The following is a 16651-nucleotide window of genomic DNA, read 5'->3' on the forward strand; positions in this document are numbered from 1 at the left end:
CCAATTGCAGAGGCGAATGCGTTGGGGTTTAGACGGCGGCGGCCGTCTGTTCGACACCGTAGCGCGCCGCCGGCCTGTCATGCGAAAGATTGGGCGACAGCACCATGCGCGCCTTTGTGAAGGCGTGCCAGTCGGCAGCGTCGGGCAACGATGGAATGGTGACCAGTTCTCCCTGGTCGAAACCGGCAAGTGCCGCGTCGACGAGATCGGTGACGTCCATCACCATCGAAGGGTCGAGCCGGTCGATCGAGCCGCCGGCCCGGTCAAAGATCTCGGTGCGGGTCAGCCCGGGCAGCACCGCCTGAACCCTGACGCCCTTGTCTGCCGCTTCCACGTTGATCGATTGCGTCAGGTTAAGCACAAACGCCTTGGAGGCATTGTATGTGCCGTTGAACCGCTCGGGCACCAGCGCGACGACGGAGGCGATGTTGATGATCGCTCCCTTGCCGCGCATCGCGAATGTCTGGGCGGCGGCAATCGCCAACCGGTTCACGGCGACGACGTTCAGCTCGATCATGGCTTCGAGATAGTCCAGGTCATCAGTGAGCAGCGGTCCCTTCGGACCGATCCCCGCGTTGTTGACAAGGAGTTCGATTGCCTCGTCTTCGCGCAGGCGCTTCTCGACCAGCCTTACGTCATCCCGTAGCGTCAAGTCCGCCTTGAGCACGTCGACCGTCACACCGTATTGCGCCGACAGCTTGGCGGCAAGATCGGAGAGACGCTTTTTATCGCGTGCCACCAGAACCAGGTCATGGCCGCGTTGCGCCAAGCGGTCCGCATAGGTCGCGCCGATGCCCGACGACGCGCCCGTCACCAGCGCCTTACCCCTTTTCTCCACTGCACGCATTGTCGGTTTCCTTGTTCGGATTTCAATCTAGTGGTATATGCCACTAAATATACAGCAAACTGGACGCTGCGCAAGAGTGGCGCTACCAAAGTCGAAAATGGGCGCCGCAGCTCCCGACGGAGGAAACGATGGACGACACGCCGAAGGGAATCTGGGACTTCTGCACCAACAGTGCGCTGAAGCGCGCCTCGCGACAGTTAGGACAGCTCTATGAGGATGTGCTCGCACCAAGCGGATTGCGCGGCACGCAGTATTCGCTGCTGAGCCAGATCGCCCATAGCAAGAATGCGTCGCTGCGCACGCTCGCGGATCTGTTGGTGATGGACCTGTCGGCGCTTGGTCACACGCTGAAGCCACTCATCCGCGACGGCTATGTCGAGCTTGTGCCCGACGCGTCGGACCGGCGAGTGAAGCGCGTTCAGCTGACGCCCTTCGGCGCCAAGAAGCAGCGGGAGACGACGGATCTCTGGCGCAAGGCGCAGGCGCGCTTCGACAATGCTCTCGGTAAACAGGAGGCCGAAGCCTTGCGGCGGGCGCTGAACGGAATCTCGGAAGCCTCGTTTGCCGAAGCGTTCACCCGGGCATCGGACGGTACCGAGCCGGGCGCAAAGGGATAACGGGTCGATCAGAGGCGGATGACGTAATCCTTGCGGGTCGTCTCGATGACCTCCCACGTTCCCTTGAAACCGGGCTGGAGGATCATGCTGTCGCCGGCGCGCAGGTGCACCACTGCGCCGCCGTCGTCGGTGACGACCGAGTAGCCCGACAGGATATGGAAGTACTCCCATTCGTCATAGGCGATGCGCCACTTTCCGGGCGTGGATTCCCAGACGCCGGCATAAATCCCGCCATCGGCCTCCTCGACGTTCCAGGTGCGGAACCGAGGCGTGCCGGAAATCAGCCGATCGGCCGCAGGCCCGCCGACTTCGGGCTCGATCGCCGCCAAGTCGAATTTCTGCATCTTCACCATCACGCACCAACTCCATAAGGGGACGGAAGGTCCGTCCCCTCTTTTTCATATCAATATCAGATCTTTGCGAGCGACTGCTCGAGATCGGCGATGATGTCGGAAACGTCTTCGATACCGACAGACAGGCGCACGACATCGGGACCTGCCCCCGCCGCAACCAGCTGCTCCGGGGTCAGCTGACGATGGGTGGTCGAGGCCGGGTGAATGACGAGCGAACGGGTATCACCGATATTGGCAAGGTGAGAGAACATCTCGAGCCCCTCGACGAAGCGCTTTCCTGCCTCGTAGCCGTCCTTGAGACCGAAGGTGAAGACGGCGCCGGCACCCTTCGGTGCATAGCGCTTTTGCAGCGCATTGTTCGGATCGTCCTCAAGCCCGGCATAGTTGACCCAGGACACCTTGTCGTGGCCCTTCAGCCACTTGGCAACGGCGAGCGCATTGTCGCAATGGCGCTGCATGCGCAGCGGCAGCGTCTCGACGCCAGTCAGGATCATGAAGGCGTTGAACGGCGAAATCGCCGGCCCGAAGTCGCGAAGCCCGAGAACGCGAGCAGCAATCGCAAAGGCGAAATTGCCAAAGGCCTGATGCAGCACGACGCCTGCATATTCCGGGCGCGGCTCCGACAGCATTGGGTACTTGCCGGACTTCGACCAGTCGAAGGTGCCGCCATCGACGATGACGCCGCCCATCGAATTACCATGACCGCCGATGAACTTGGTGAGCGAATGCACGACGATATCCGCACCGTGCTCCAGCGGACGCAGCAGGTAGGGTGTCGCCATCGTGTTGTCGACGATCAGCGGCAGGCCATGCTTGTGTGCGACCTCGGCAATCGCGGCGATATCGACGAAGGTACCACCCGGATTGGCGAGACTTTCGATGAAGATCGCCTTGGTGCGCGCATCGATCTTCGCCTCAAAGCTCGAAGGATCGCCCGGATCCGCCCAACGAACCTGCCAATCGAAGGACTTGAAGGCATGGCCGAACTGATTGACCGAGCCACCGTAAAGACGGTTGGCGGCGACGAAATTGTCACCCGGGCTCATGATCGTGTGGAATACGAGAAGCTGGGCCGCATGCCCGGAAGCAACCGCCAGCGCCGCAGTGCCGCCTTCCAATGCGGCGAGGCGCTCTTCCAGCACCGCCTGCGTCGGGTTCATGATGCGGGTGTAGATATTGCCGAACTGCTGGAGGCCGAAGAGTGCTGCCGCATGGTCGGTGTCGTTGAAGACGAAGCTGGTCGTCTGGTAGATCGGCGTCGCCCGGGCGCCCGTCGTCGGATCTGGTTGCGCTCCGGCGTGGATTGCGAGCGTGCTGAAACCAGGATTGTCTTTCGTCATTCGTCCCTCCCATGACCGCGCCGCACCTCCCATGGAGGCGCCAAACGCACCCTATCCCTTTGATTCCAGGCATCGTGCGCGTCGAAGAACAGCTTCGATTTCGGCTTCATGCGCTGGAGCGGCGGCACTATCCCAGAGCCGCCACGCGTGGTCAAAGAAAGATTTTTTCAAAACTGACGGTTGCACGAAACATCGCTGTGGCCGATGCCGTGTCAGCCGATCAGACGCGGATACTCCATCGCCGGACAGCGATCCATGACGACCTTGATACCGGCGGCCTCCGCCTTGGCAGCAGCGGCGTCGTGCCTCACCGACAGTTGGCCCCAGATCGCCTTCGGCAAGGTCTCGAGCGCCAGGATCTCGTCGACGAGCGCCGGCAGTGCATGGGCCGCGCGAAAGACGTCGACCATGTCGATCGGCTCCTTGACGTCGGTGAGCCTGCCGACGACGGGCTGATCGAGGATCGTCTTGCCGACATGACCCGGATTGATGGGGATGACGCGATAGCCCTTGCGCAACAGGAAGGCCATGACCCGATGGCTCGGCCGCTCGGCGTTCGGCGATGCACCGACGAGGGCGATCGTCTTTGTCGAACGCAGGATGTCGGCGAGGTAATAATCCGGGTAGGCGTCGTGGTTCATGTTCTGATCCGAACTCATCTGTTATACGCGTGTATAGTTCGCACGGTGGCGGCGGGTGTCAATCGAGCGCCCGATGGCGGCGGCGGAACGGCTGTAGCGCCGCACAGGCATCCTCCCGCCAATTTCCGGTTGCTTTTCCCGTACAGTGGCGCGACAACGCTGGCAACGGCCTGCCCCATTCTCCACTGAGGTTTCACCTTGCCCCTTGATGTCATTGCGCTCGTCCTCTTCGGGGCGCTGTTGCACGCGACCTGGAATGCGCTGGTCAAGGCGGGCTCGGAGAAATCGCTCGATGCGGCAATGATCGCACTCGGCGCGGCAGTCGTGGCCATTCCTTTCCTGCCGTTCCTGCCATTGCCGCAGCCGGAAGCCTGGCCGTTCATCCTGGTTTCGGCGCTTTTCCAGTTTGCCTATTTCCAGCTGGTCGCTGCCTCCTACCGTGCCGGCGATATCGGGCTAGTCTATCCCCTGATGCGCGGCGTCGCGCCACTGATCGTCGCCTCCACCAGCAGCGTCATCATCGGCGAGCAGCTGACAACCGGCGCCATGGCGGGTGTGTTGACCATCAGCGTCGGCGTGCTGACGCTCGCCTTCGAATCGCGAAAAGGCGGCAAACACGCGATCATCCTGGCGCTACTCAATGCCTGCGTGATTGCATGCTATACCTTTGTCGACGGCATCGGCGCGCGGGTGTCGGGCAACGCGATCTCCTACACTTTGTGGATGGCGCTGCTTCCGCCGGTGTTGCTGTTTACCTGGGCCTTTGCCCGGCGGGGCATCAAGCCGGTCGCCCGCCACGTCTACAAGAACTGGTGGCGCGGCCTCATCGGCGGCGCCGGCTCCATTGGCGCCTACGGCCTGGCACTGTGGGCGATGACGAAGGCGCCGGTCGCGACCGTCGCAGCGCTGCGCGAGACCGCGATCCTGTTCGCTGTCGTTATCTCCGTGGTGTTTCTGAAGGAGCGCGTCAGCATCTGGCGCATCGCCGCCGCCTGCGTAATCGCGCTTGGCGCCCTGCTCCTGAAACTGGCCTGACCGCTATTCCCAATCCCAATTATTCCCTATCCCACTCCGGCATCCGCTTGCCGAGGAAGGCGCCGATGCCGTTCTCGGCGTCGCCTGCCAGCATATTTTCGACCATGACGCCGACCGCATAATCGTAAGCCTCGGGAAGGCTCATTTCCGCCTGGCGATAGAACGCTTCCTTGCCGATCTTCAGCGCCTGCGGCGATTTCGAAGCAATGACGGCTGCATATTTGTCGACGACCTGGCGAAGATATTGCTGGGGCACGATGCGATTGACCAGGCCGAAATCCTTGGCGGTCGATGCATCGATGGTCTCGCCTGTCAGAAGCATTTCCATCGCCTGCTTGCGATGTGCTGCCCGCGACAGCGCCACCATCGGCGTCGAGCAGAACAGGCCGATATTGACGCCCGGCGTGCAGAAGGTGGAGCTGTCGGTGCAGATCGCCAGATCACAGCTGGCAACAAGCTGGCAACCGGCTGCCGTCGCCAGGCCGTCGAACTCGGCGATGACCGCCTGGGGCAGCCGCGTGATCTTGATCATCAAATCTGCAGCAAGGCGGATCGTCGTTTCGAAGAAGGCCCTGCCCCCGTCGGCATCGGCCCGATGTGCCGTCATTTCCTTGAGGTCGTGGCCCGCGGAGAACAGCTTGCCGGATGCCGCCAGCACGACAACTCTGATGTCCTTGGAATGGGCAACGGCATCGAGCGCCGTATGCAACGCCTCCATCAGCTCGATCGAAAGCACATTGGCTGGCGGGTTGTTGAGCGTCAGCCGAAGCACCGGTCCCGAAAGCTCGCGCACCAGCAATGCACTCGGCTCTTCCTTCCGAAATGAAACAACGTCCGCCATGCTTTTCTCCTGCTGTCCTGTCTATCCCCGTAAATGGGCATCCGTGGTACGCCGCCTCCTGCAACCTTTCAAGTCAGTGGTAGCTGTCGCGACTTAGACCTTTTTCCGCCTTGCGCAAAAACGCATGTCGGCTTCACTAAGTGTCGATGTTAGCGCAAAGGAATACCTGCCGATGAAGATCCAGCCCATCATGACGGTCGAGGAGCTGAACCGGTTTCTCGACACGGACTTTCCTCAGGTCCACACGGACGGCAAAGTGTTCCATGTCACCGAGGCCGGCCCCGGATTTGCGACGATGCGACTCGATCCGAACGAGCGTCATATCCGGCCGGGCGGCACCGTATCGGGCCCGACACTTTTCGCGCTTGCGGACGTTTCGGCTTATATCGCGCTGATCGCCCATATCGGACCTGTGGCGCTTGCCGTCACCACCAATCTCAACATCAATTTCCTGCGCAAGCCGGAGCCGCGGCCGCTCGAATGCACCTGCCGCATCCTCAAGCTCGGTAAGCGATTGGCCGTTCTTGACGCCGCTATCGCAATGGTCAGCAGCGACGATCTCGTGGCGCATGCGACAGCGACCTATTCGATTCCGCCTCAGTAAATTGAGGTATCAATGTACCACATTGCTAAGTCGTTGTTTTCGCAATACTTTATTTCGACCTTGCAAAATTCACGTTGTTGACGCCGGTTTAGGGCTTGGGTATAAGCACCCTCAGATCGCGGTCCCTCTCGGGCCGCTTTCTTCTTTTGGCTGAGTTTCAGTCAAAACCAAGCAACAAGAAACGCCCAGCGGTTCGCCGTTCGGGTCCAGAGAAAGAGTTTTGTTATGGCAACCTTCGTTCAGAAGCCTGCAGAGGTGGAGAAGAAGTGGATCATCATCGATGCCGAAGGCCTCGTTGTCGGTCGCCTCGCTTCCATCATCGCGAACCGCCTGCGCGGCAAGCACAAAGCCACCTTCACGCCGCATGTTGACGATGGCGACAACGTCATCGTGATCAACGCCGAGAAGGCCGTGCTTACGGGCAAGAAGTACACCGACAAGAAGTACTACTGGCACACCGGCTACCCCGGCGGCATCAAGGAGCGCACCGCGCGCCAGATCATCGAAGGCCGCTTCCCGGAGCGCGTCATCGAGAAGGCCGTCGAGCGCATGGTTCCCCGCGGCCCGCTCGGCCGTCGCCAGATGAAGAACCTGCGCGTTTACGCAGGCACGAACCATCCGCATGAAGCACAGCAGCCGGCCGTCCTCGACGTCGCCAAGCTGAACAGCAAGAACACAAGGAGCGCCTAATGGCCGACCTTTCCGCTCTCAAGGAAATCGCCACGACTGCGGAACCGGCAGCTCCGGTTCACGTCAAGAAGGTCGATGCACAGGGCCGCTCCTACGCGACCGGCAAGCGTAAGAACGCTGTCGCCCGCGTATGGGTCAAGCCCGGCTCGGGCAAGATCACCGTCAACGGCAAGCCGTACCTCGACTACTTCGCTCGTCCGGTTCTGCAGATGATCCTGCAGCAGCCGATCGTCGCAGCTGCCCGTGATGGCCAGTTCGACATCGACGCGACGGTCGCCGGTGGCGGTCTCTCCGGCCAGGCCGGTGCCGTTCGTCACGGCATCTCCAAGGCGCTCACCTACTTCGAACCGGGCCTGCGTCCGGTCCTGAAGAAGGGCGGCTTCCTGACCCGCGACAGCCGTGTCGTCGAACGTAAGAAGTACGGTAAGGCCAAGGCCCGCCGTTCGTTCCAGTTCTCCAAGCGTTAATCGCTGGAAGACACTGCATTTTGGAAGGCCGGGTTCGCCCGGCCTTTTTTTGTTTCAGATCGGCAGCTCGGTCGTCGACTTCAACTCGCGCAGCACGAAGCTTGAAACCACCGTGCGCACATGCGGATTGCGCATGAGATAGCGCGTCATGAAGGCGTCATAGCTGTCGACGTCGTTCGCGCGGATCTTCAGCATGTAGTCGAAGGTTCCCGACAGCGCATAGCACTCCATAATCTCCGGCCGATCGCGGACAACCGCCGAGAAAGAGGCGATGGCCTCGTCATGATGATCCTCCAGCGTCACATGGGCGATGATGCAGAGTTTCAGATCCAGTTTCGACGGATCGAGCAGCGCCACCCGCTTGCGGATCACGCCGTCGGCCTCCAGTTCCTGCAGCCGGCGCCAGGCGGAGCTTTGCGACATGCCCGCGCTTTCCGCGAGCTCCGACAGCGACTGGCCGCTGTCGGCCTGAATCAGCCTCAGCAGCTTGCGCAATGGCTGGGAAGTTTCCTTCAAATCCGACGACATTTTGAAATTTCCTCCCGCATCAGCGGCTTCCGCCGGCAACTGTGAAACAAATACTCGCTCCATTCGCGATACAATTGCAACAACCGGATGTTTTGACGAATGAGGAGACGTCATGCCCAAGGAAAGCAGCTACACCGCGAAACTGCCGGAGCCCGATGGCAGCTACCACTACACGCCCGAGGAAGATGCGATCTGGGGCGAACTTTACCAGCGACAGATGGCACTGCTCGCCGACAAGGCCTGCGACGAATATCTGGAGGGCGCGCGCAAACTTGGCCTTGGCCCTGACCGCGTGCCGCAGTTGCAGGACGTCAACCGCCGCCTGCAGGAAACCACCGGCTTCGGTGTCGAAGGCGTACCGGCACTGATCCCGCCATCGCGGTTCTACGAACTTCTGTCTGAGGGCAAGTTTCCGCTCGCAACCTTCATCCGCAGGCGCGAACACATCGACTATATCGAAGAGCCTGATATTTTCCACGAGGTCTTCGGCCATTGCCCGCTCCTGACCAACCAGAGCTACGCCAACTTCGTCCGCCGCTTCGGCGAAAAGGCCGTCGCACTTGGCAAGGGTTATTCCTGGCATATGTTCCGGATCTTCTGGTTCACTGTCGAGTTCGGACTGATCAACACGCCGCAAGGTCGGCGCTGCTTCGGTGCCGGCATCGTGTCGTCGCCGAACGAGACCCGCACGGCGATGGAGCCGTCGGCGAGTGAATTTCGCCCCTTCGACCTGATGACGGTGCTGCGCACCCCCTATCGCATCGATATCGTCCAGCCGATCTACTACGTGATCGACAGCTTCGCGCAGCTCGAGTCCATCATCGAAGAGGACATCGGCGCGCGCATTACCGAGGCCAAGGCGCTGGGTGACTTCGCGCCGACCTTCGAAGCCAAGGCGTCCTGACAGCATTACAGCGCCGCGCGTCAAATATGACGCGCGAAGGACGCTGTAACACTTTGAACCTGCTACATATTTTTATCCTTAAATCGGAATCGATTTAAGGAACTATGCAGTAGAATTCGCCGGCAGGGACTTGCCTTGCCGGCGACGATTGTCCAACGTTCCGCCATACACGGGAGACGGGATATGGCGAACAGGACGATCGATCACGCGCTAACGGCGCGCTCACTCACATCGGCGGCATCGGACCCGACGCATGCCGGCATTCTCTCCTTCATGCGGCGCAAATACTCAAAGCAGCTGAAGGACGTCGATGCCGTCGTCTGGGGCATCCCGTTCGACGCCGCAACCTCCAATCGTCCCGGCGCCCGCTTCGGGCCGCAGGCCATCCGCCGCGCCTCGGCGATCTTCGACAACGATCCGCAATACCCGTTCGAACGTGACCTCTTTGCTGAAATGGCAACCATCGATTACGGTGACTGCCTGCTCGACTACGGCAACCACTCGAAAACGCCGGCGACGATCGAGCGCGAAGCGGCAAAGATCCTGAAGAGCGGCGCCTATCTGCAGACGCTTGGCGGCGACCACTTCATCACCTATCCGATCCTGAAAGCCCATGCGGCCATCCATGGCCCCCTCGCCCTCGTCCAGTTCGACGCGCACCAGGACACTTGGCCGGATGAACGCGGTCGTATTGATCATGGCTCGTTTGTCGGCCGTGCGGCGCGGGCGGGCCTGATCGATACCGACGCATCGATCCAGATCGGCATCCGCACCCATGCGCCCGAAGACTGCGGCATCCGCATTCTCTATGGCTACGACATCGAGGAAATGAGTGTTTCAGACATTGCCGACGCCATCATTCAGCAGGTCGGGGAACGCAAAGCCTATCTGACCTTCGACATCGATTGCCTCGACCCTGCCTATGCGCCCGGCACCGGCACTCCGGTCGCCGGCGGCCCATCCAGCGCCAAGATACTCTCGGTTCTACGCAAGCTCGGAGCCCTGACTGTCGTCGGAAGCGATGTCGTCGAAGTCGCGCCTGCCTATGACCACGCGGACATCACCGCCATCGCCGGCGCGACGGTCGCCATGTACATGCTCGGCCTGCACGCCGAAAAGCTGGCGGAGCGTTCGACGCTTCGCTGATTTCCTGCTCCGTCAATCGAGATTGAGCAGACCGGCGTCCTGACGCTGACGGAGATGCTGATCGACGAGCGCTCGATCAGGACACGCGTGATAGCGCCCCTCGCAAGCATCGCGTAGTCGTGCCAACGCCTCGAACGTCGGCGATGTCGGCAAGCCCGCAGCCTCGATCAGGCTTGCGGCAAGGAAACCGACGTCCAACGGTATGGCGAAAGGCCGCATATCGATATCGCGCCCGTAGCCGTGCACAGTGTAATAGGTCTTGTAGGCAATCGATCCCAGGTCGGAAAAGACATTGTTTCCCGGGGTACCGGCGGCAAGGTAGTCCTTGGTGGCAACCGCCTGGTGATCGCCGAAATCGAGCACGATCGTGCCATTGGGGCCTGGCATCCGTTCACGCTCGCGCCGAAAATCCTGCAGGTCCTGTTTGGACAATGCAACACGCCGCAGGTATTCGTCAACCTGGGCATCCGGAGCGAAAGCCTTGTCCGGCAAGGCGTCTTGCGGCACCAGCGTCATGTCGTAAGGGCCGTGCGGGAAAAGGGTCTGCATGGCAATGAACAGTGGTCGCCGATCCTTTTCGCGGTGCTCGCGCACAATTCGTTCTACGACATCGAAATAGAAACGATCGCGCACGAAGTGCGACTCCGGTTTCATTGCGTCGAAATCGACGATTTCCTGGAATCCGATCGAGGTCAGGAACGGCCCTTCATTGACGAAGCTCGCCTGCATCGGCATCACGGCGATGGTGCGATAGCCGCAGCGTGCCATGAGGCTCGGCAGGCTCGCCTTGACCCGGCCTTCCAGGATCTGCGTCACATAGGGGCTCTGCCAGCCGAAATCTGCTCCGGAGAGCCCCGTCATCACGGAGAAATTCGTGACCCATGTGCCGCCGCCGAACGTCTCGACCTGCATCGGATGCACCCGGCCGTCCTGTGATTGGAACGACGCACTCATCCATTCAGGGACCGTTACCTGCGGGAAATAGCTGGGGCTGGTCTGGCTCTCGCTGAGAACGAGAAACAGGTCGGGCTGGCTGGCCGCCACGCCGCAGCTGATGTCATCGCTGAGCTTCCCCTCCGCTTCGACATTTTCCAGTCGACCGGCAAGGACGATCCGCCCGAGCGGAAACTCAAGATCGCCGATCGACACGAAGAAGGACGAGGCGTCATAACCGGAGATGTAATGGACGTAGTCTGGCTCGCCGTTCTTCTGCGGATAAAGAGCGACAACACCGACTGCCGCTATGACAAACAGGCAAGCGCGCACGACAAAAGAGCGAGCCGACCGGCGGTCGCTCCTGAATGCCACGACCAGGAACACGAATGCTGCGGCCAGCGCAGCCAGTCCGGCAATCAACAAATTGAAGTAGGAGCCGACCAGAAAGGAAAGCGCAGATCGATCAAGGCCGGTAAAGGCGAAATCGAAAACGTGCAGGGAAAAACCCTTGAGGCGGAACTTGACCTCCGACATCGCCGCTATGAGCAATACCGTCAATCCCGCTGCCCAGAGCGAAAAAGTCGGCCGGCGCGACAAGAGGAACAGCAGTGCGGCGATCGCCAGCGTCACGGCGACGAGGAAGGGCACGAACCGCCACCGCGTATCGAAATAGTGTAAGGCCTGGAGCAGCGTCAGGAACGCCAGCGAGATAGGCAGCGGATGCCTGAGCACGCGCCCGGCCTGCTCGATCACGTATTTCACCCTCTGCTCCCATATGACAGTTTTATGACAGCGCCTCAGATGCAGAATTACCGACGACAAGGCAACCTCTGGGTTGTAAATCACAATTCATGGTTAAGCGTGGAATGCGCGGCGCGGCGTCGCCGGCCCGTTGCTTGCGCGGGCCGCCCAGTTGCGGGCTCCGGCCGCTGCTTATATATGAACACCACCGCGCCACCGGGCGGGCGCTTCACGCGCGAACGGGGCGTTGAGAAACTGAATCAAATCTGTGTCAGATTGATTCCGGAATGACTCGTAACCTTCTGGACGAACGGGAAAATCATGAAACCGAAGATCTTCATCGATGGCGAACACGGCACCACCGGGCTGCAGATCCGCACCCGCATGGCCGGCCGCAGCGATCTCGAACTCCTGTCGATACCGGAAGCCGAGCGACGCAATGCCGCGATGCGCGAAGATCTTCTGAACAATGCCGACATCGCAATCCTCTGCCTGCCGGACGACGCATCGCGCGAGGCCGTCTCCATGGTTGCCGGCAACAACCGGGTACGCATCATCGACACGTCGACCGCGCATCGCATCACTCCCGACTGGGCCTACGGCTTTGCGGAGATGGACAAGACACAGCCCGCCAAGATCCGTGATGCCCGCCACGTCGCCAATCCCGGCTGCTACCCGACGGGTGCAATCGGCGTGATCCGGCCGCTGCGTCAGGCCGGCATCCTGCCCGATGGATACCCGGTCACGGTCAATGCCGTTTCCGGCTATACCGGCGGCGGCAAGCAGATGATCGCGCAGATGGAAGACGAGGCGAACCCGGATCACATCAGCGCGCCACATTTCCTCTATGGGCTGACGCTCAAGCACAAGCACGTGCCGGAGATGAAGATGCATGGCCTGCTCGACCGCGCACCGGTATTTGCGCCATCCGTCGGCAAATTCCCGCAGGGCATGATCGTTCAGGTTCCGCTCTATCTCGACGATCTCGCCTCCGGCGCGACGATCGAGAACATTCATGCGGCGCTCGTCGAGCACTATGCCGGCCAATCGATCGTCGACGTTGTCCCGCTGGCCGTCAGCGAAAAGCTCGGCCGCATCGACGCCACGGAACTTGCAGGAGCAGACACGATGAAGCTGTTCGTGTTCGGCACGCCTGGCGGAACTCACGTGAACCTCGTCGCTCTGCTCGACAATCTCGGCAAAGGGGCCTCGGGGGCCGCTGTCCAGAACATGGATTTGATGCTGTCCGCCTGATCGGTTACAGCAATTGCAAACGAAAAAACCCGGCGAGACGTTCGCCGGGTTTTTCTTTGCGATTGTGGGTTTTAGTTGCGCAACTCGATTGCAGTCGGCTTCGGATATTCGCCGATGAAGCCGCGCCAATGGGCGATGGCAAAGCCGAGCACCACCAGCGCACCGCCCTGATGCAGGACGCCCCAGCCGACCGGCACCTGCAGCAGGAGCGTCGTGATGCCGATGATCGCCTGGACGCAGACGAGCACGAACAGCAATACCGAGCGGCGCGCATGGGTCGATTCCGGCGCCGCCCGCACCGAGGCGATCACGTGCATCAACGCCAGCGCAAACAGCACGTAGGCGCCGATCCGGTGGATGAACTGCACGGTCTTCGGGTTCTCGAAGACATTGATCCACCAGGGGTGCTGCAGGAAAAGATCGGACGGGATCCACGCGCCATCCATCAGCGGCCAGGTATTGTAGCTGAAGCCCGCATCGAGCCCGGCAACCAGCGCGCCGAGATAGATCTGGAACAGGCTCATGATTGCGATGATGGCGGCCATCCGACGCGAACGATCCGTCGGCGCCGCATCATCGGAATGCGGACAAAGGCCGCGCTGGATCCACATGCAGGCGGCGAAGATCAAACAGGCGATGACGAGGTGGGTCGCCAGCCTGTATTGACTGACTTCGGTCCGCTCCACCAGACCGGACGAAACCATCCACCAGCCGATAAAACCCTGGAAGCCACCGAGCGCCAGAATGCCGAGCAGCGGCCAGCGCAGCCGGCGTTCGACCCGACCCGTCAGCCAGAAGAAGGCGAGCGGCACGGCGAAGATGATGCCGATGGTGCGCGCCAGCAGCCGGTGCGCCCATTCCCACCAGAAGATCGTCTTGAACTCGCCGACGGTCATGCCGTTGTTGAGCTGTTGGTATTGCGGAATGCGCTGGTAGAGCTGGAACTCCTCCTCCCACTCCTCGGCCGTCAGCGGCGGGATCACACCGTGGATAGGTTTCCACTCCGTGATCGAAAGGCCGGATTCGGTCAGGCGCGTCGCGCCGCCGACAAGCACCAGCGCAAAAAGCGTAAAGAGAACGACGACGAGCCAGCCGCGGATCTGCCGGCGGTTGCGATCGGTCCTGCCAATCTCGCTTCGGAGCATCTGTTCTGTCGCCAATTCGACGCCTGCCATGGCTTTCCCTCTGGTATCGCGGGGTTGGCGGCGAGCGGTTCATCGCCGCGCCTGCCGGAAAGCCGTTGATTTGCACCAGAGCGGCATGCAAAACAAGGCCGAACCCTTTGCGGCATGCCGTCGCGGCCGGATCTCGCGCCATTTGAAAGAATTGAAATGCCCGTACGTCTCAGAAAGCTGATCGGTACGATCCTGATCATCATCCTCGTCATCGTCTATGCGCTCGCCGCCGTCACCTTCGCGTCACTGCTGCTCGGCGCTGCGCCGTGGTGGGTGCATCTGATGTACTTCTTCTTTACCGGCCTGCTCTGGGTGCTGCCGGCGATGCTGATCATCAAGTGGATGGAAAAGCCGGCGAAAGACCGCTGAGCCAAGGGGGACCTCGATGAAGGTTGCGATCATTTCCGATATCCATGGCAACGACCTTGCACTCGAGGCGGTGCTTGCCGATATCGACGCGCTGGGGATCGCCGATATTGTCAATCTCGGCGACCATGTCAGCGGTCCGCTCAATGCGGCGCGCACCGCCGATATCCTGATGGCGCGCAACATCCCCTCGATCTCTGGCAATCATGACCGATACCTGCTGACGCTCGATCCCACCGGCATGGGGTTGTCCGACCGCGCGGCCCATGCGGAATTGCAGCCTCGGCATCTTGAATGGCTAGCGACCCTGCCGGCCACCCTCGTCTATCGCGGTGCATTCTTTCTTTGCCATGGCACGCCTGCGAGCGACGAGGCGTACTGGCTCGAAGCATTGACGGCGGAGGGCGTGGTCCATCTGGCAGCGCGCAGCGCCATCGAAGTCCTCGCTACAGGCATCAAGCAACCAGTCATTCTCTGCGGACACACGCACACTCCCCGAGCGATCCGCCTTGCGGACGGCCGGCTCGTAGTCAACCCCGGCAGCGTTGGTTGCCCTGGATATGACGCCGACAGCCCGGTCGCCCACAAGGTTGAAGTCGGCTCGCCGGATGCGCGCTACGCCATCGTCGAAAGCGTTGGCAATGATTGGAGTGTCACGTTCCGCACAGTTCCCTACCAGCACGAGACGATGGCAAGGCTTGCCGCGCAGCGAAACCGCCTGCAATGGGCGCAAGCTCTTGCAACAGGTTTTCTCGGTGGGTAGCAATCCGGGCTTCATGCTTTGCTAACTGCATTCGCCGGTTGTTGCCCGGAGGTCGCAGTCATATTTCAGGAATTAAACGGATTGTAGCGGAGTTGCCGTTGAATGGCAGCCGCAACCAGCATCCGGACGGCCTTGCCGATGACGAACACAGATCTGACCATCGGCCGGCCGGGCCATCGAGACGCACACGCTGCGTCCCGGTCTGATGCCGCCATGAGCCGATTCGAGATCTCCATCCATGATACGATGGCGCCGCTGGAGCAGGAATGGCGGTCGCTGGAAGCGCTGTCTTTCAACTCCCTGCATCAAGGCTACGACTGGTGCGCGGCATGGGCGCAGGCTCATGACAGCGAGTTGCAGGTCGTTCGCGGCGCCCTTGATGGCGAATTGCTGTTCATCCTGCCTCTTGAATTCGTGCCCGGTCGCCTGTTCAACACGGCGCGGTTTGTCGGTGCGCCCCACAGCAATCTCAATACCGGACTTTTCGCGGCAGATGCGCTGACCCTTCCCCGAAACGACTTCGCTGACCGACTGGCGCGCGAACTCACTCATCGGCTGCGCCATAAAGTCGATCTCGTGGCGCTCGAAAAGACGCCGCTTGCCTGGCGCGGAACCGCAAGCCCGTTTGCGAACCTACCCGGCATCAAGAACCAGAATTCCTCGTTTCAGCTGCCGCTGTTTTCGAGCTTCGAACGCACGCTGGCACAGGTCAATGCCAAACGGCGGCGCAAGAAGATGCGGATCTCCGAGCGGCGGCTCGAGGCTCTCGGGGGGTACGACTACGTCATTGCGCAGGATCCCTGCGAAGCGCGGTCGTTGCTCGACGTCTTTTTTCGCCAGAAGGCCACTCGTTTTGCAGCTCTCGGACTTCCCGATGTCTTTCAGGGCGCCCCGACCAGAACGTTCTTTCACGCAGTCGCGGGCAGTTGCGGCGCAGCTGACGAACGACTGCTCGAACTCAATGCCATCCGCCTTAAAGGCGAACATGGCGGGCGGATTGTGGCCGTCGCCAGTCTGTCGCGAAAGGCCGATCATGTCATCTGTCAATTCGGCTCCATCGACGAGGAATTGGCAGGCGACGCCAGCCCGGGCGAGCTCTTGTTCTACAGAATGATCCAAAGGCTTTGCGGCGAGGGCGCGGCGCTCTTCGACTTCGGCGTCGGAGACCAGCCCTACAAACGCTCGTGGTGTACAGTCGAGACGCCGCTCAGGGACATCGTCCTGCCGCTGACGGTGCGCGGCCGGTTTGCAGCCGGCTACCACCGGGCATTGGTGCAGGCGAAAGTGGCGATCAAGGCCAACAGGGCCGCCTATTCATTCTTCCAGCGGGTGCGGAGCCGCAAGCGGAAGACCGATCGACAGACCGGCGAGATCGATAGCGAATAAGCAGCGCCGTTAGCGCG

Annotated in this window: 19 protein-coding genes; 11 read left to right on the forward strand and 8 right to left on the reverse strand. The window is 61.1% G+C overall.

Going from position 1 to position 16651, the window contains the following annotated elements; translation table 11 throughout:
* Window positions 1–28: 28 nt before the first annotated feature.
* A complete protein-coding gene (locus ASD00_RS34780; protein ID WP_025426565.1) occupies window positions 29–847 on the reverse strand; it encodes an SDR family oxidoreductase in 819 nt (272 codons plus the stop codon).
* Window positions 848–975: 128 nt separating this feature from the next.
* Between ASD00_RS34780 and ASD00_RS34785 the strand changes: the two genes are divergently transcribed.
* Window positions 976–1464, forward strand: coding sequence for a MarR family winged helix-turn-helix transcriptional regulator (locus tag ASD00_RS34785; protein ID WP_025426564.1), 489 nt, complete (start codon window positions 976–978; stop codon window positions 1462–1464).
* A gap of 8 nt (window positions 1465–1472) precedes the next feature.
* Here the strand turns inward: ASD00_RS34785 and ASD00_RS34790 are convergent, their stop codons facing one another.
* The 3 genes from ASD00_RS34790 to ASD00_RS34800 form a co-directional block, all read right to left on the reverse strand.
* Window positions 1473–1817: a cupin domain-containing protein gene (locus ASD00_RS34790; protein ID WP_025426563.1), complete on the reverse strand. Its 345-nt coding sequence runs from the start codon at window positions 1815–1817 to the stop codon at window positions 1473–1475.
* A 56-nt stretch (window positions 1818–1873) separates the two neighbouring features.
* Window positions 1874–3157, reverse strand: coding sequence for an O-acetylhomoserine aminocarboxypropyltransferase (locus ASD00_RS34795; RefSeq protein ID WP_025426562.1), 1284 nt, complete (start codon window positions 3155–3157; stop codon window positions 1874–1876).
* Between the two features lie 212 nt (window positions 3158–3369).
* Complete coding sequence (locus ASD00_RS34800) at window positions 3370–3798, reverse strand: CoA-binding protein (RefSeq protein WP_025426561.1); 429 nt, start codon at window positions 3796–3798, stop codon at window positions 3370–3372.
* Between the two features lie 198 nt (window positions 3799–3996).
* On the opposite strand from ASD00_RS34800, the gene ASD00_RS34805 reads away from it, so the two are divergent.
* The gene (locus ASD00_RS34805; RefSeq protein WP_025426560.1) at window positions 3997–4833 is read left to right on the forward strand and encodes an EamA family transporter; all 837 of its coding nucleotides are present in this window, start codon (window positions 3997–3999) and stop codon (window positions 4831–4833) included.
* A gap of 19 nt (window positions 4834–4852) precedes the next feature.
* On the opposite strand, the gene ASD00_RS34810 is transcribed toward ASD00_RS34805, so the two are convergent.
* Window positions 4853–5674, reverse strand: a complete 822-nt coding sequence (locus tag ASD00_RS34810; RefSeq protein WP_025426559.1) for an enoyl-CoA hydratase — start codon at window positions 5672–5674, stop codon at window positions 4853–4855.
* A gap of 172 nt (window positions 5675–5846) precedes the next feature.
* Here ASD00_RS34810 and ASD00_RS34815 point away from each other — a divergent pair, with 172 nt between their 5' ends.
* From ASD00_RS34815 to rpsI, 3 genes are all read left to right on the forward strand, one after another.
* Entirely contained in the window at window positions 5847–6278 is a 432-nt protein-coding gene (locus ASD00_RS34815) for a PaaI family thioesterase (protein ID WP_025426558.1), read from the forward strand.
* 225 nt (window positions 6279–6503) lie between these two features.
* Window positions 6504–6968 (forward strand): 50S ribosomal protein L13, encoded by a 465-nt coding sequence (gene rplM, locus ASD00_RS34820; RefSeq protein WP_025426557.1) that lies wholly within the window; start codon window positions 6504–6506, stop codon window positions 6966–6968.
* On the forward strand, window positions 6968–7435 hold the full coding sequence (gene rpsI / locus ASD00_RS34825) for a 30S ribosomal protein S9 (protein ID WP_025426556.1): 468 nt from the start codon (window positions 6968–6970) through the stop codon (window positions 7433–7435). The genes rplM and rpsI overlap by 1 nt, the downstream gene beginning before the upstream one ends.
* Before the next feature lie 54 nt (window positions 7436–7489).
* Here rpsI and ASD00_RS34830 read toward each other — a convergent pair whose 3' ends face one another.
* Window positions 7490–7963, reverse strand: a complete 474-nt coding sequence (locus ASD00_RS34830) for an Lrp/AsnC family transcriptional regulator (protein ID WP_051509158.1) — start codon at window positions 7961–7963, stop codon at window positions 7490–7492.
* A 112-nt stretch (window positions 7964–8075) separates the two neighbouring features.
* Between ASD00_RS34830 and ASD00_RS34835 the strand changes: the two genes are divergently transcribed.
* Both ASD00_RS34835 and speB read left to right on the forward strand, forming a co-directional pair.
* Window positions 8076–8867: a phenylalanine 4-monooxygenase gene (locus ASD00_RS34835; RefSeq protein ID WP_025426554.1), complete on the forward strand. Its 792-nt coding sequence runs from the start codon at window positions 8076–8078 to the stop codon at window positions 8865–8867.
* A gap of 183 nt (window positions 8868–9050) precedes the next feature.
* A complete protein-coding gene (gene speB, locus ASD00_RS34840; protein WP_057211432.1) occupies window positions 9051–10013 on the forward strand; it encodes an agmatinase in 963 nt (320 codons plus the stop codon).
* Window positions 10014–10025: 12 nt separating this feature from the next.
* On the opposite strand, the gene ASD00_RS34845 is transcribed toward speB, so the two are convergent.
* Complete coding sequence (locus tag ASD00_RS34845; protein WP_025426552.1) at window positions 10026–11711, reverse strand: sulfatase-like hydrolase/transferase; 1686 nt, start codon at window positions 11709–11711, stop codon at window positions 10026–10028.
* 300 nt (window positions 11712–12011) lie between these two features.
* Between ASD00_RS34845 and argC the strand changes: the two genes are divergently transcribed.
* Complete coding sequence (gene argC, locus ASD00_RS34850; protein WP_025426551.1) at window positions 12012–12944, forward strand: N-acetyl-gamma-glutamyl-phosphate reductase; 933 nt, start codon at window positions 12012–12014, stop codon at window positions 12942–12944.
* A gap of 71 nt (window positions 12945–13015) precedes the next feature.
* Here the strand turns inward: argC and ASD00_RS34855 are convergent, their stop codons facing one another.
* On the reverse strand, window positions 13016–14119 hold the full coding sequence (locus ASD00_RS34855) for a COX15/CtaA family protein (RefSeq protein WP_025426550.1): 1104 nt from the start codon (window positions 14117–14119) through the stop codon (window positions 13016–13018).
* 156 nt (window positions 14120–14275) lie between these two features.
* Here ASD00_RS34855 and ASD00_RS34860 point away from each other — a divergent pair, with 156 nt between their 5' ends.
* From ASD00_RS34860 to ASD00_RS34870, 3 genes are all read left to right on the forward strand, one after another.
* Window positions 14276–14488, forward strand: a complete 213-nt coding sequence (locus ASD00_RS34860; RefSeq protein ID WP_025426549.1) for a DUF2842 domain-containing protein — start codon at window positions 14276–14278, stop codon at window positions 14486–14488.
* Window positions 14489–14504: 16 nt separating this feature from the next.
* Window positions 14505–15248, forward strand: coding sequence for a metallophosphoesterase family protein (locus tag ASD00_RS34865; RefSeq protein ID WP_057211433.1), 744 nt, complete (start codon window positions 14505–14507; stop codon window positions 15246–15248).
* A gap of 213 nt (window positions 15249–15461) precedes the next feature.
* Entirely contained in the window at window positions 15462–16634 is a 1173-nt protein-coding gene (locus tag ASD00_RS34870) for a GNAT family N-acetyltransferase (RefSeq protein ID WP_225906177.1), read from the forward strand.
* Window positions 16635–16651: the final 17 nt, after the last annotated feature.

Origin of the sequence: Ensifer sp. Root31 (assembly GCF_001424825.1) — a bacterium.
GTDB lineage: Bacteria > Pseudomonadota > Alphaproteobacteria > Rhizobiales > Rhizobiaceae > Ensifer > Ensifer canadensis.

Bases quoted from the DNA above. Each gene is read 5' to 3' on its own strand.
- ASD00_RS34865 (WP_057211433.1), top strand. From the start codon at position 14,505: ATGAAGGTTGCGATCATTTCCGATATCCATGGCAACGACCTTGCACTC.
- ASD00_RS34810 (WP_025426559.1), bottom strand. From the start codon at position 5,674: ATGGCGGACGTTGTTTCATTTCGGAAGGAAGAGCCGAGTGCATTGCTG.
- argC (WP_025426551.1), top strand. From the start codon at position 12,012: ATGAAACCGAAGATCTTCATCGATGGCGAACACGGCACCACCGGGCTG.
- ASD00_RS34870 (WP_225906177.1), top strand. From the start codon at position 15,462: ATGAGCCGATTCGAGATCTCCATCCATGATACGATGGCGCCGCTGGAG.
- ASD00_RS34835 (WP_025426554.1), top strand. From the start codon at position 8,076: ATGCCCAAGGAAAGCAGCTACACCGCGAAACTGCCGGAGCCCGATGGC.
- ASD00_RS34800 (WP_025426561.1), bottom strand. From the start codon at position 3,798: ATGAACCACGACGCCTACCCGGATTATTACCTCGCCGACATCCTGCGT.
- ASD00_RS34830 (WP_051509158.1), bottom strand. From the start codon at position 7,963: ATGTCGTCGGATTTGAAGGAAACTTCCCAGCCATTGCGCAAGCTGCTG.
- ASD00_RS34855 (WP_025426550.1), bottom strand. From the start codon at position 14,119: ATGGCAGGCGTCGAATTGGCGACAGAACAGATGCTCCGAAGCGAGATT.
- rpsI (WP_025426556.1), top strand. From the start codon at position 6,968: ATGGCCGACCTTTCCGCTCTCAAGGAAATCGCCACGACTGCGGAACCG.
- ASD00_RS34860 (WP_025426549.1), top strand. From the start codon at position 14,276: ATGCCCGTACGTCTCAGAAAGCTGATCGGTACGATCCTGATCATCATC.
- ASD00_RS34815 (WP_025426558.1), top strand. From the start codon at position 5,847: ATGAAGATCCAGCCCATCATGACGGTCGAGGAGCTGAACCGGTTTCTC.
- rplM (WP_025426557.1), top strand. From the start codon at position 6,504: ATGGCAACCTTCGTTCAGAAGCCTGCAGAGGTGGAGAAGAAGTGGATC.
- ASD00_RS34790 (WP_025426563.1), bottom strand. From the start codon at position 1,817: ATGGTGAAGATGCAGAAATTCGACTTGGCGGCGATCGAGCCCGAAGTC.
- ASD00_RS34795 (WP_025426562.1), bottom strand. From the start codon at position 3,157: ATGACGAAAGACAATCCTGGTTTCAGCACGCTCGCAATCCACGCCGGA.
- speB (WP_057211432.1), top strand. From the start codon at position 9,051: ATGGCGAACAGGACGATCGATCACGCGCTAACGGCGCGCTCACTCACA.
- ASD00_RS34785 (WP_025426564.1), top strand. From the start codon at position 976: ATGGACGACACGCCGAAGGGAATCTGGGACTTCTGCACCAACAGTGCG.
- ASD00_RS34780 (WP_025426565.1), bottom strand. From the start codon at position 847: ATGCGTGCAGTGGAGAAAAGGGGTAAGGCGCTGGTGACGGGCGCGTCG.